The following is a 13,894-nucleotide window of genomic DNA, read 5'->3' on the forward strand; positions in this document are numbered from 1 at the left end:
GCATGATTGAACGCGGTAAATACCAATCGCTGACCATGGTCAACTGGAACGGCTTCTTTGCCCGTACGTTTGACATCGATGGTCTGGTCACCACGCTATCAGGTGGTAACGGTGCAGGTAAATCGACCACAATGGCGGCGTTCATCACCGCATTGATTCCTGACCAAACGCTACTGCACTTCCGTAACACCACAGAAGCAGGCAGCAGCCAATCGTCTCGCGACAAAGGTCTGTACGGTAAGTTACAGCCGGGCGCATGTTATGCGGCGCTAGATGTGGTGAACTCACGTAACCAACGCCTATTGTTTGCAGTAAAACTGCAGCAAGTAGCGGGTCGTGATAAGAAAGTAGACATCAAACCGTTTGTTATCCAAGGTCTTCCAAGCCATGTGAAACCAACGGATATCTTGATTGAAAGCGTATCTGCGACTCAAGCTCGTGTACGTCAAATCAATGAAGTAAAAGAATCGATCGCAGAATTTGAAGGCGTTCAATTTAAAGCCTTCTCTTCTATCGTGGATTACCACTCGCAGATGTTCGAATTCGGTGTGATTCCGAAGAAACTGCGTAACTCTGGTGACCGTTCTAAATTCTACCGCCTGATCGAAGCATCGCTTTACGGTGGTATCTCAAGTGCAATCACGCGCTCGCTTCGTGACTACCTTCTGCCACAAAACGGCGGCGTGAAGAAAGCGTTCCAAGATATGGAATCAGCACTGCGTGAAAACCGCATGACGCTAGAAGCGATCAAAACCACGCAAGCAGACCGTGACTTGTTCAAACACTTGATCACAGAGTCGACTAACTACGTGGCGGCGGACTACATGCGTCACGCGAACGATCGTCGTAACAAGTTGGATAAAACGCTGTCATTACGTTCAGAGCTGTTCGGTTCTCGTGAAACTCTCGTTGAGCAAAACAACCTGCTTAACCGTGTTCAAGAAGAGCTAGAACTGCTGATCGAGTCGGAATCTGCGCTAGAGCAAGATTACCAAGCGGCTTCTGACTACTTGCAACTGGTGCAAAACGCACTGCGTCAGCAAGAGAAGATCGAACGCTACCAAGAAGATCTTGAAGAGCTGAGTGAGCGTCTTGAAGAACAGATGATGGTAGTGGAAGAAGCGCAAGAACGCGTGATGATGGTGGAAGAGCAAGCGACCGTTGCGGAAGAAGAGGTGGATAGCCTTAAGACGCAGTTGGCGGACTACCAACAAGCACTCGACGTTCAACAAACTCGTGCCCTTCAATACCAACAAGCGGTTCAAGCGCTGGAAAAAGCGAAGCAGCTACTTGGCGATGACAGCCTAACGGCAGAATCGGCACAAGCGCTTGTCTCTGAGCTTAAGAGCAAAGAATCAGAAAGTACCAACGCGTTGCTATCGGTTAAGCACAAACTGGACATGTCTTCTGCAGCAGCAGAGCAGTTCGAAACGGCGCTTAAACTGGTACAAAGCATTGTTGGTCAAGTTGAGCGTAAAGATGCGTCTGAACATGCGAAAACCGCAATTGCGAAAGCGCGTGAATCTCAGCAAGTCGCGCAAAACGAACAGCAATGGCGTGCACAGCACCGTGACCTTGAGCGTAGCCTTAACCAGCAACGTCAAGCACGTGAGCTCGTTAACGAATACCAAAAGCAGTTCCATGTTGAACTGACTGACGAAATCACGTTTGAACAAGAACGTGAGCGTCACGCGATGCAAATCGACTCGCTAGAAATGACGCAGGAAGACGTGCGTGAACAACGCAGCGAACAGCGTCGTCTAGAGCAAGATGCAGCAGCGGAAATCAACAAGCTAGAAGCCATTGCACCAACATGGATTGCGGCGAACGATGCGCTAGAAAAACTGCGTGAGCAAAGTGGCGCTGAGCTAGAAGATAGCCAGTCAGTCATGAGCCAAATGCAAGTGGTGCTTGAGCAAGAGAAGACCCTTTCTCTGGCGAAAGACAAACTAGCAGAGCGTCGCAGCCAACTTGACTCTGAGATTGAGCGTCTTGCTTCACCTGGTGGTTCAAACGACCCTCGTCTGAAAGGTTTGGCAGATACTCTAGGCGGCGTATTGCTGTCAGAGATCTATGATGACATCACTATTGATGACGCGCCTTACTTCAGTGCGATGTACGGTCCGGCTCGTCACGCTATCGTTGTTTCTGACCTATCTGGTATCGAAGAGAAACTGGTAGAACTAGACGACTGTCCAGAAGACTTGTACATCATTGAAGGTGACATCGATGCCTTTGATGACAGCTCATTCGACGCAGAAGAGTTAGAAGGCGCGGTTTGTGTTCGTATGAACGATCGCCAAATGCGTTACTCTCGCTTGCCTGAAATCCCATTGTTTGGTCGTGCAGCACGTGAGCAGCGTTTAGAGCTACTGCGTAACGAACGTGAAGAAGTGGTTGAGAAGCACGCGAAAGCGGCATTCGATTCGCAAAAAATGCAGCGTCTGTACCAAGCGTTCAACCAGTTTGTGGCAAGCCACATTCAAGTAGCATTCGAAGCTGACCCAGAGCAAGCATTGGCAACCATTCGCGACAAGCGTAACCAAATTGCGCGCGTACTGGCTGATCTGGATGCAAAAGAGCAGCAGCAACGTTCTCAACTGCAAACCAGCAAGCAAGCATTGTCTTCTTTAGACAAGCTAGCACCGAACATGGCGTTGATTGAAGATGAGTCGCTGCAAGCGCGCTTTGATGAGTTGGAAGAGAAAATCGCTCAACTTTCAGAAGCAAAAGCGTTCCTAACCAACCACGCGAAAGCGGTGGCGGAACTGGAAAAAGTAGCGGTTGCCCTAGATGCTGACCCAGAGCAATTCGATGCACTAGAAGCGGAATACAAAGCGGCAGACGAACAGCTACAAGATCTTAAGAAGCAAATCTTTGCGCTCTCGGATCTCGTTGAACGTCGCCACTACTTCGCTTATTCAGATTCAGTAGACCTACTGAACAAGAGCAGTGAGCTGAGCGAACAGCTAAAAGCAAAACTGGTTCAAGCTGAACAAATGCGTACTCGCTCTCGTGAAGAGTTGAAACAATCGCAAGGTCAAATGAACCAATACAACCAAGTATTGGCTTCTCTGAAGAGTTCACACCAAGCGAAACTGGAAACGGTTCAAGAGTTCAAACAAGAACTTCAAGAGTTTGGCGTGAACGCTGACGAAGGTGCAGAAGAGCGTGCAATGCGTCGTCGTGGCGAACTGCATGAGCGTCTACACACTTCTCGTAGCCGTAAGAGCGAATACGAGCGTACGATCACCTCTACTGAACTAGAGATGAAAGGCTTGGCGAAACGTCTGAAGAAAGTTCAGAAAGAATACGTTGAGCTGCGTACCTTCGTTGTTGCAGCGAAAGCTGGCTGGTGTTCGGTACTTCGTCTAGCGCGTGAGAACGATGTTGAGCGTCGTCTACACAAGCGTGAACTGGCTTACATGTCAGCGGATGAACTGCGTTCAATGTCGGATAAATCATTGGGTGCGCTGCGTCTAGCGGTTGCGAATAATGATGACCTGCGTGATGCGCTGCGTCTATCAGAAGACAATGCACGTCCAGAGCGTAAAGTTCTGTTTTACATCGCGGTTTACCAACATCTTCGTGAACGTATTCGTCAGGATATCATCCGTACTGATGATCCAGTCGAAGCGATCGAAGAGATGGAAGTAGAGCTGGCGCGTCTAACGGAAGAGCTAACGCAACGTGAAAACCGCCTAGCGATCAGCTCTGAGTCAGTAGCGAGCATCATCAAGAAGACGATTCAGCGTGAGCAAAACCGTATTCGTATGCTGAACCAAGGTTTGTCGAACATCTCGTTCGGTCAGGTGAAGGGCGTACGTCTAAACGTGAAGATCCGCGAAAGTCATGAAGTGCTACTTAACGGTCTAGCGACACAACAAGAGCAGCATAAAGATCTGTTTGAATCGACTCGCTTTACCTTCTCTGAAGCAATGGCGAAACTGTTCCAACGCGTGAACCCACATATCGATATGGGTCAACGTTCTCCTCAGGTTCTGGGTGAAGAGCTACTGGATTACCGTAACTACCTAGAGCTAAGTGTGGAGGTGAACCGTGGTTCTGACGGCTGGCTACAAGCTGAATCTGGCGCGCTATCTACGGGTGAGGCGATCGGTACTGGTCAGTCAATCCTACTGATGGTTGTTCAAAGCTGGGAAGAAGAATCACGCCGTTTGCGCAGTAAAGATATCGTGCCATGTCGTCTGTTGTTCCTTGATGAGGCAGCACGTCTGGATGCGAAATCTATCTCAACGCTGTTTGAACTGTGTGACCGTCTGGATATGCAGCTTCTTATCGCGGCGCCAGAAAATATCAGCCCAGAGAAAGGTACGACCTACAAACTGGTGCGTAAGGTGTTTAAAGACCACGAGCATGTACACGTAGTTGGTCTGCGTGGTTTTGGTCAAAACGATAAACCTAAGACTGAGGCACAAGAGATGATTGAAGAGTTTGAGTCCTAAACTCCGAAGCTAATAAAACGCCCGCAAGAAACGCGGGCGTTTTTGTATTTGTAAAACGAAATAAGCCGAGTCTGTAGGGCAACAGGCTCGGCTTTTTTGCAGGCGCTTAAATGTGAAAAAGTAAGTCCTATTCTTCTGAAAAGTCGTTTCCTTTTTCGATCATTTCAGCAAGCTCATCAAGTGCTTGGACAGAGATTTCCGACAAACGTTGTAGGTGTTGGTCAAAGTTCTCTTGTTCAACAAGCGGAGTATCATTGTTATTAGTTTCTTTTGTTAGCATCGCCCAACCTCTCGAGTTGAGTAAGGGGGAGAAAATATAAAATCAAAAATCGGCAGAAAAAAGAAACGATCGATGTGTATTTTGTTAGCTGGATCATCGATTGCAGTGATAAAAACGATGAATTACTTAGGAAGAGAGCGATAGTGCTCAAATATGAAAAGAAAGCTAGCAACCACGAGAATGGCTGCTAGCGATTAGATTAGAACTGAGATTTTACGCCAAATTGCTCTGCTGCGTACGCAACACGCTCTTTTGGTTTTGGATATTCAGCAGGAGTGCCAAGATTCTCAATGTGTTTCAAGCGAGGTAGGAGACCTGCACCGTTTGCAATTTGGATTGCTAGACCAGGGCGAGCGTTTAGCTCTAGAACCATTGGACCTTCTTCTTTGTCCAATACCATGTCGGTGCCCATGTAACCTAGACCTGTCATTTCCCAAGCACTGGACGCAAGCTCTAACAAGCGCTCCCAATGAGGCACTTGCAGTGTCGACAGGTCTTTACCCGTATCTGGGTGATGAGTCACTGGTTGGTCAAATTGCACCGCGCGAATGGCTTTACCAGTAGCAATGTCGATACCGACACCTACCGCGCCTTGGTGAAGGTTAGCCTTACCATCCGATGCTGCTGTAGAGCAACGCATCATCGCCATAACAGGGTAGCCCTTAAATACGATAATACGTACGTCTGGCACACCTTCGTAACTGAAGCCGTCGAAGCAGTCATCAAACTTAATTAAGTTCTCAACCACAGCTACATCGTTCTTACCACCAAGGGAGAAAAGACCCGCAAGTGCGTTACTGATGTGACGCTCAACTTCTTCTTTATTGCAGGTAGCACCCGATGGCTTTGTATATACGCCATCTTTGTGCGAAGTGATAACCAAGATACCTTTACCACCACTGCCTTGAGCTGGCTTGATTACAAAACCGGGCCAGTTCTCAACCATCTTGTGAATCTTTTTCACTTCAGCTTGGCTGGCGATCACGCCAATAAGAGCAGGCACAGTCGCGCCTGCTGCTTCAGCGATAATTTTGGTTTTGAGCTTGTCATCCACCAAAGGGTATTTAGAACGATCATTGTAACGACCAATGTAACTGTGGTTACGCTTGTTCATCCCCATAATGCCTTTATGGCGGAGTTTTGCTGGCGAAGTAAAACGTTCAAACATCGTTTAGTCCTCCGCTAGTGGTTTAAAGCGACGTAGCTCAGTTAGACGGTAACCCGTGTATGTACCTAGTAGTAGAATACCTGCCAGTACAATGAGCTGTAGGCCGATAAAGTTAAACGTTAGGTGCTGGATGTAGGTGTTGGTCATTGCCAAGTAAACCAGTACCGCGGTCAGTAGTGAGCCACCACCTTGAAGCGCAACTTCTTTCGCGCCTTCTTCTTCCCATAGAATCGACATACGTTCGATCGTCCATGACAAGATGATCATTGGGAAGAAGGTAATGGTTAGACCCTCAGTCAGACCAATCTTGAATGCCACAACGGTAAACACAGAGATGATCATGATTACTGTGATGATAACCGCGGATATCCTTGCGACCAGAAGTAAGTTTAGCCTCGATAAGTAACTTCGGATGATCAGACCCGTACCGACAATCAGTAGGAAGCCGACGATACCTGTTACAAGTTGCGTTTGTACAAAGGCAACCGCAATAAGAACTGGCATGAAGGTACCGGATGTCTTAAGACCGATGATAACGCGCAGGAATACAACAATAAGAGCACCAATTGGAATCAGCATGATGGTCTTAAACATCGCCTGCTCTTCAAGAGGTAGGCTGTGGATAGACAGGTTCAATAGACCGTCAGCTTCCACTTTGTTGTTGGTTGCTTCTTGCGGTGTGAGCTCCTGCTTGATCATAGAGAAGTGAACTTGGCTGTTTTTGCCGCCCACTAGGTCAAGTAGCGAAACATTCGATTCATCCCAAACAAGTAGGTTAGGCTGCGCTGCAGCTTGCTCAGAGTTTGGTGAGAAGAGTACCCACTTATCGCCAGACCAAACTTGAACCATAGGTTGAATCGTTTGACGGCGACGTCCATCTTCCAGCTCGATTACACCAACGGTCTTACTCTGTACGCCAGCGGTAAGCAGAATTTTGTGCAGAGCGTCGGTACGATCAAAGTCATTTAGAATCAGTGCTGCGTTTTGGCTATCTGGATCGTTCAGTGTTTTGATCAGCTCACGAGCGAAAGTCTCGTTGTCTGCTGAACGGCTCATTGCACGCTCAATCAACGCATTTGCTGCCGCTTGTTGAGGTGCTGAAAGGGTTGGTTTGGCAATTTCACCGGTTGGTGGCTGTTCATCCACTTTTGCTTGTGGATCAACCAAGAATTGGGCTTTGTAGTAAATGGTTTGTGCGCCAGTTGCTTGGCGGATAGACCATTCAGCACGACGACCTGAATCAGAGTTTACGTAAGAAACACCATAACCAGGAGATGACGCCGACTCACCGATTAAGGTGTAGCCTTTTTGTGTATGAGGAGCAGCGAGAGAAGCTTTAACTTCACCGCCATTTGCATTGAACTCAATGCGGGCTTCAACATCCCAAACTTGACGCGTTTCACCTGGAGTCCATGGAACGCCGTAATTCTGATGTCTGAAAACACTCAAAGCGATGCCCGCAACCACCAAAAGGATGATTGACAGGTAAAACGGTATTCTTGACGTCATAATCTACCTTATTATTTTTTATCTTCTTCCGTTTGAATATATTTACGACTCACATCGACGAGTGCGATGTCGCGCATAAATTCTCTTCCTAGTAACACAGGATGGTTCATTTGAGAGCGATCTGCCAACGTAAATTGCGCTTTTTCATGAATTTTTCCAACGCGCACCCAAAGTTCAACTACAGCACGACGCTCTAGTTCTTCATTGGTTGCTTGACGGATTTTCACGTAGCGAATAATTGGTGCTTCAATCCAAATATCTTTCTCTTCATCTGACTTGGTATTATCAGCTAGGTGGAAACGCACCCAGTTTTTGCCATTTCTTTCGAATTCTTCGATATCAACAGCGTTCAGTGAAGATGTTGCCGCGCCGGTATCTACGCGAGCGTCGAACGTTTGTTTGATTGAATCGATCGTCACTCGCTCAATTGAGCCAAGGACAATGTCATGGGTAGGAGTTGCTTGAACGGGAGCAGGAGCTTGAACAATGATAGGTTCTTTAGGCTTTCTCACTTCGTCCATTGCTTCTTTACGGAAGGTATTGAGTTCGCCATTTAACTTATCCACTTGGTCTTCCAAACTTTCGATGTAATCCGACTGGTTACTAAGTTGAAGCTCTAAGTTGGTAACGCGAGTATTGAAATTCGTTTCTGAAGCCTGAATAGCAGCTAACGTTTCTTGGTGGTACTGTTCGCCTTTGGTCAAAGTACATCCAGATAGTAAGGCGATGGCAACAACCGGAGTCAATCGTATAAACATTGAAAACCTTGGGATTGGAGTAAGTTGTTTGTTTTTTAAGAGTTTAGCGTTATCGCCAAAGGCTCACAAGCAAGAATCTGCTTCAGACTCTTACAGAATGAGGAATAGTGACGAAAAGCCAAAAAATTAAGGACGCAAGACGCATCCTTAATTAGATTTGAAGAGAGGTTAATGTCTTAATGGAGGGAGTGAGTTAAGACAATGTCAGAAATCTCAGTTAATTATGGCTTGGTTGCGACAAGCACCGCACGGCGAGGTGCAGGGTAGCCTTCTACCGTTTTGCTTGGGTCGTTTGGATCAAGGTAATCTGGTAGAGAGTTATGTGTCATCCAGTCTGTGGTACGTTGCTCTCCAACAGAAGTCACGTTTTCATCTACGATACGAACATCTTTAAAGCCAACCAACTCTAACCACACTTTCAGTGCTTTCGCTGACGGGAAGAAGTACACGTTACGCATTTGCGCGTAGCGAGACGTCGGAACCAATACCGCGTTCTCATCGCCTTCGATAACGAGTGTTTCCAGAACAAGCTCACCGCCTGATACTAACTGGTCTTTTAGCTGCACCAAGTGATCCAGTGGAGAGCGACGGTGGTAAAGGACGCCCATACTAAATACAGTGTCGAACGCTTCTAACTTTGGTAGTTGTTCAATACCTAATGGAAGAAGGTGAGCGCGTTGGTCATCGCCCATTAACTTACGAATCGCTTCGAACTGAATTAGGAACAGGTGAGAAGGGTCGATACCAACCGTTAGGCGTGCACCTTCACCCAGCATGCGCCACATGTGGTAGCCGTTACCACAACCAACATCTAATACGCTGCGGCTTTTTAGTGGCGAGATGTGCGGAAGAACGCGATCCCATTTCCAGTCACTGCGCCATTCAGTATCGATATGAATACCGTGCACTGTGTATGGACCTTTGCGCCATGGGTGGAATGTACGCAGTAGGCTTTCTAGCTTTTTCAGTTCACCTTCATGGAAAGGCGTATCGTTGCTGATGGTCACCGAGTTTTTGATGTCCACTTGGTTTGGTGCGCCTTGTGGGATCTTGTTCAGCGCTTTTAGCCAGCGACCAAAGTCACCGTGCTCAGCGTTTTGCCAATCTGTTAACTGTTGAGGTAATACGTTTAGCCACGGCTGAAGACGAGTGTCTTGAGCGATTAACTGATAAAAATTAGCAAAATTAAACATAGTTTTTCACTGAGTAATAAATTAAAAAATTGACACTAAATGCGAAACGTTAAGACTTTCTCGCTTCTCGCTTCTCGCTTCTCGCTTCTCGCTTCTCGCTTCTCGCTATTTAATCGCAAACATTGAACCGAAGTTAAAGCACTGGAACCAAACGTCGTAGCTTGAGAAACCAATTTCTGCGAAACGCTCTTTATGATCTTTCTTTGAATCAGGGCGCATCACGTTTTCAATTGCGCTGCGCTTTTGGCTGATCTCAAGTTCGCTATAGCCATTTGCACGTTTAAAGTCGTGGTGAAGGTCAATCAACAACTCGTTAGACACTTCATCTTCAAACACGAACTTTTCAGACAGAATCAAAATGCCGCCTGGGCGCAGACCTGCGTAGATTTTCTCTAGTAGAGCATAGCGATCTTCTGGAGAAAGGAATTGCAGTGTGAAGTTCAATACCACCACAGATGCGTTTTCGATTTCGATATTACGAATGTCCGCTTCGACGACATCAACTGGTGTATCACTGCGGTATGCGTTGACGTGAAGCTTACAGCGTTCAACCATCGCAGGAGAGTTGTCCACGGCAATGATTTGGCAACCTTCTTGTTTGATATGACGACGCATAGACAGCGTAGCAGCACCCAAAGAACAACCTAGGTCGTAGATGTTTGAGTGAGGCTTAACAAAACGCTCTGCTAACATACCAATTGCAGAAATGATGTTGCTGTAACCCGGCACCGATCGCTGAATCATGTCAGGGAAAACTTCCGCCACGCGTTCATCGAACGTGAAATCCCCAATTTTATCGATTGGAGCCGAAAAAATAGTATCTGGATTGCTCTTAGGGTTCATAACCAAATCTCTGCATACAAGCCGCCTGAAATGTCAGGCATCAAAAAAGGCGCGTATTTTATGGGAAATTCGCGCCTCTGTCATTTGCTTAATTATAAGCTTGTCTAAAACATTTGTATTTGCGAGTTGCCATCGTTGGCAGGAAATACAGACAAATTTGGCAGTGAGAGCTTAAGTTGTAGCTGCTTATATAGCTTTTCAGCCAGTTCTGGCGCTAAGACGTTATCTGGCGTGTGGATCATCAAGTACGGTTGAATGCCTTGTTCAATCCACATCGGCAGTTTCTTCAACCAAGGTTCGAAAAAGCGCAGGTTGTCGTCCATGTCGGGATGACCGATAAAACGTATCATTGGGTGCTTGGCGGTTGCGATTGCATGAACCGGAACGCGAGGCTTTTTCTGGTGGGCATCGATTACCGCTTCAGTCGTCGGCTGCGCGGCGAATACAGGGCGGCTGTCCATAATAATGCGGTCGATGCCGCTCTCTAACAGCCACTGATTCAACGCACGTTCTTCTTCACCTTTGGAGAAAAACGCCATGTGACGAACTTCCACCCCAAGCGGGAAATTCGGCGGAAAGCTGGCACAGAACTTCTTTAATCTATCGAGGTGTTCTGGACCAAATGCAGCAGGGAGCTGAATCGTCCATTGCCCAACGCGTTCATGAAGTGGTTCCATGATGGTCATAAAGTCACGTAGCTGCTCGTCGCAACCTCTGAGCATCTGTTCGTGAGTAATGGCTTTTGGCAACTTAAAGGTGAATTTGAAATCGTCGTGAGTCGCGGCTTTCCAGTTTTGCACCGTGTTGAGCGTCGGTGTGGCGTAAAAGGTGGTGTTGCCTTCTACGGTGTGGAACACCTGCGCGTACTTTTCGAGTCGCTCTGCGGGTTTGGTGCCACTGCCATAAAAGCTTTGCTGCCACTGGTTGTGCGACCACATGGTCAATCCAAGTCGAAGGGGTAAATTATCCATATCTCTGCTTTACGTTTTTTCCTGAGCCCACTTTACGAGAGTTTTGCTGAAATGGGTAATTTCACGCTATAATCCCCACCAATTTTTTCGCTTTGGTGCGCTTTTGAACATTTGTTGTACTAAAAACCACCAATGAATGATAAAACACACTTAATTGTATGTTGAGTAGTCGATTTTCATAGGCTTTCAGCGTATAAATGGATCTTTACTCTGCTCGGCAATGAGGCTGACAGAGCGTAGTTAACAATATTTGAGAGATTGGGAATTTCATTATGCGTACCCATTACTGTGGTCACCTGAACAAGTCCCTTGCAGGACAAACTGTAGAACTTTGCGGCTGGGTTAACCGTCGTCGTGATTTAGGCGGTCTTATTTTTATCGATATGCGAGATCGCGAAGGTATCGTTCAGGTAGTTGTTGATCCAGATATGGCAGATGCGTATGAAGTGGCTAACACACTTCGTAATGAATTCTGTATCAAGCTAACTGGTGAAGTTCGCGTTCGTCCAGACAGCCAAGTAAACAAAGACATGGCAACAGGTGAAGTTGAGATCCTTGCGAAAGGTCTTGAAATCATCAACCGTTCTGATGTTCTGCCTCTAGACTTCAACCAAAAGAACTCTGAAGAGCAACGTCTGAAGTACCGTTACCTAGATCTACGTCGTCCAGAAATGAGCGACCGCATCAAGCTACGTGCTAAAGCGTCTAGCTTTGTTCGTCGTTTCCTAGATGACAACGGCTTCCTAGATATCGAAACACCAGTACTAACAAAAGCGACACCAGAAGGCGCTCGTGACTACCTAGTACCTAGCCGTGTTCACAAAGGCAGCTTCTACGCGCTTCCTCAGTCTCCACAGCTATTCAAACAGCTTCTAATGATGTCTGGTTTTGACCGTTACTACCAAATCGTTAAGTGTTTCCGTGATGAAGACTTGCGTGCTGACCGTCAACCAGAATTCACTCAGATTGATATCGAAACGTCATTCATGACGGCTGATCAAGTTCGTGCAACGACTGAGAAAATGGTTCGTGAAATGTGGCAAGAGCTACTGAACGTTGACCTAGGTGAATTCCCAGTAATGCCGTTCAGCGAAGCGATTCGTCGTTTCGGTTCTGACAAGCCAGACCTACGTAACCCGCTAGAGCTAGTAGACGTTGCTGACCTAGTAAAAGACGTTGAGTTCAAAGTATTCTCTGGTCCAGCAAACGACGAGAAAGGTCGCGTTGCAGTTATCCGTGTTCCAGGTGGTGCTGAGCTTACTCGTAAGCAAATCGACGGCTACGCAGAATTCGTAGGTATCTACGGTGCGAAAGGTCTAGCATGGATGAAGGTTAACGACCGTGCAGCAGGCATGGAAGGTATCCAATCTCCTGTAGCTAAATTCCTAAACGAAGACGTGATCAACGGTATCCTAGATCGCACTCAAGCGGAATCTGGCGACATCATCCTATTTGGTGCAGACAAAGCTAACATCGTTGCTGAAGCACTGGGTGCACTTCGTCTTAAACTTGGTAAAGACCTAGGTCTAACTAAAGAAGGCACTTGGGCTCCGCTATGGGTTGTTGACTTCCCAATGTTCGAAGAAGACGACGAAGGCAACCTACACGCAATGCACCACCCATTCACATCACCTCTAGGTGTGACTGCGGAAGAGCTAAAAGCGAACCCAGCAGTAGCGAACTCAAACGCATACGACATGGTTCTAAACGGCTACGAAGTAGGCGGTGGTTCTGTACGTATCCACAACGCAGAAATGCAAGCAGCGGTATTCGATATCCTAGGTATCGATGCAGAAGAGCAACAACTGAAATTCGGCTTCCTACTGGACGCGCTAAAATTCGGTACGCCTCCACACGCAGGTCTTGCATTCGGTCTAGACCGTCTAGTGATGCTGCTATGTGGTACAGAGAACATCCGTGACGTTATCGCGTTCCCTAAAACAACTGCGGCGGCGTGTCTACTAACAGACGCTCCAAGCCTTGCAAACCCAGCGGCTCTAGAAGAGCTAGCGATTGCAGTAACAGTTGCGAAAGAAAAAGACGCAGAATAAGCGCACAACAATTAAAGAAAAAACTCCCGCACCCGCGGGAGTTTTTGTTTTAATGGCAACTATTCTCATACTTACAGTGAGTTATTGATTAGGAGTCTTCATGTCAATTATTTTGGGTATTGACCCAGGCTCTCGTATTACCGGTTACGGCGTGATTCGCCAGCAAGGTCGTCATCTGCAATATCTAGGCAGCGGCTGTATTCGCACTTCTGAAAAAGAGTTGCCAGGTCGTCTCAAGCAAATCTACGCAGGCGTGACGGAAATCATCACCCAGTTTCAACCAGATGTATTTGCTATCGAACAAGTGTTTATGGCGAAAAACGCTGATTCTGCATTAAAGCTAGGACAGGCGCGTGGTAGTGCAATTGTGGCGGCTGTGAATGCGGATCTTCCGGTGCATGAGTACGCGGCTCGTCTCATTAAACAAGCGGTAACAGGCACTGGTGGCGCAGACAAAGTTCAGGTTCAACATATGGTTCAACACATGCTTAAATTGCCAGCCAAGCCTCAAGCCGATGCCGCCGATGCGTTGGGTGTTGCCATTTGTCACGCTAACACCAATAAGACACTAGTGGCGCTCGCAGGCAAAGCAACCAGTGCAAGAAAAGGTCGTTACCGTTAGGCGTATTCTCGTATTAAAAATGAGACATCTCAG

10 protein-coding genes are annotated in these 13,894 nt (G+C 47.1%); 3 read left to right on the top strand and 7 right to left on the bottom strand.

What is annotated here, in order from left to right; genetic code table 11:
- Positions 1-2 precede the first annotated feature (2 nt).
- Entirely contained in the window at positions 3-4,466 is a 4,464-nt protein-coding gene (gene mukB / locus AACR11_RS12650) for a chromosome partition protein MukB (RefSeq protein ID WP_079324771.1), read from the top strand.
- 127 nt (positions 4,467-4,593) lie between these two features.
- On the opposite strand, the gene AACR11_RS12655 is transcribed toward mukB, so the two are convergent.
- The 7 genes from AACR11_RS12655 to AACR11_RS12685 all read right to left on the bottom strand — a co-directional run bounded on the left by AACR11_RS12655 (position 4,594) and on the right by AACR11_RS12685 (position 11,188).
- Positions 4,594-4,746, bottom strand: coding sequence for a hypothetical protein (locus AACR11_RS12655; protein WP_005450343.1), 153 nt, complete (start codon positions 4,744-4,746; stop codon positions 4,594-4,596).
- 199 nt (positions 4,747-4,945) lie between these two features.
- Entirely contained in the window at positions 4,946-5,914 is a 969-nt protein-coding gene (locus AACR11_RS12660; RefSeq protein ID WP_005450342.1) for an alpha-L-glutamate ligase-like protein, read from the bottom strand.
- A 3-nt stretch (positions 5,915-5,917) separates the two neighbouring features.
- On the bottom strand, positions 5,918-7,423 hold the full coding sequence (locus tag AACR11_RS12665) for an inactive transglutaminase family protein (RefSeq protein ID WP_005450341.1): 1,506 nt from the start codon (positions 7,421-7,423) through the stop codon (positions 5,918-5,920).
- 11 nt (positions 7,424-7,434) lie between these two features.
- Positions 7,435-8,181 (bottom strand): ATP-dependent zinc protease family protein, encoded by a 747-nt coding sequence (locus tag AACR11_RS12670; RefSeq protein ID WP_005450340.1) that lies wholly within the window; start codon positions 8,179-8,181, stop codon positions 7,435-7,437.
- A gap of 221 nt (positions 8,182-8,402) precedes the next feature.
- Positions 8,403-9,374 (bottom strand): tRNA 5-methoxyuridine(34)/uridine 5-oxyacetic acid(34) synthase CmoB, encoded by a 972-nt coding sequence (cmoB, locus tag AACR11_RS12675; protein ID WP_029789008.1) that lies wholly within the window; start codon positions 9,372-9,374, stop codon positions 8,403-8,405.
- A gap of 105 nt (positions 9,375-9,479) precedes the next feature.
- Positions 9,480-10,217, bottom strand: a complete 738-nt coding sequence (cmoA, locus tag AACR11_RS12680; RefSeq protein ID WP_005426299.1) for a carboxy-S-adenosyl-L-methionine synthase CmoA — start codon at positions 10,215-10,217, stop codon at positions 9,480-9,482.
- A 104-nt stretch (positions 10,218-10,321) separates the two neighbouring features.
- A complete protein-coding gene (locus AACR11_RS12685) occupies positions 10,322-11,188 on the bottom strand; it encodes a DUF72 domain-containing protein (RefSeq protein ID WP_029789010.1) in 867 nt (288 codons plus the stop codon).
- Positions 11,189-11,460: 272 nt separating this feature from the next.
- Here AACR11_RS12685 and aspS point away from each other — a divergent pair, with 272 nt between their 5' ends.
- Together aspS and ruvC are read left to right on the top strand one after the other, a co-directional pair.
- Positions 11,461-13,239 carry an aspartate--tRNA ligase gene (aspS, locus tag AACR11_RS12690; RefSeq protein ID WP_029789011.1) on the top strand — a complete coding sequence of 593 codons (1,779 nt, stop codon included), beginning with the start codon at positions 11,461-11,463 and terminating at the stop codon, positions 13,237-13,239.
- Positions 13,240-13,339: 100 nt separating this feature from the next.
- Positions 13,340-13,861 (top strand): crossover junction endodeoxyribonuclease RuvC, encoded by a 522-nt coding sequence (gene ruvC, locus AACR11_RS12695; protein ID WP_005426231.1) that lies wholly within the window; start codon positions 13,340-13,342, stop codon positions 13,859-13,861.
- Positions 13,862-13,894 lie beyond the last annotated feature (33 nt).

It is taken from the genome of Vibrio sp. L85 (assembly GCF_963871815.1).
GTDB classification, from domain to species: domain Bacteria; phylum Pseudomonadota; class Gammaproteobacteria; order Enterobacterales; family Vibrionaceae; genus Vibrio; species Vibrio harveyi.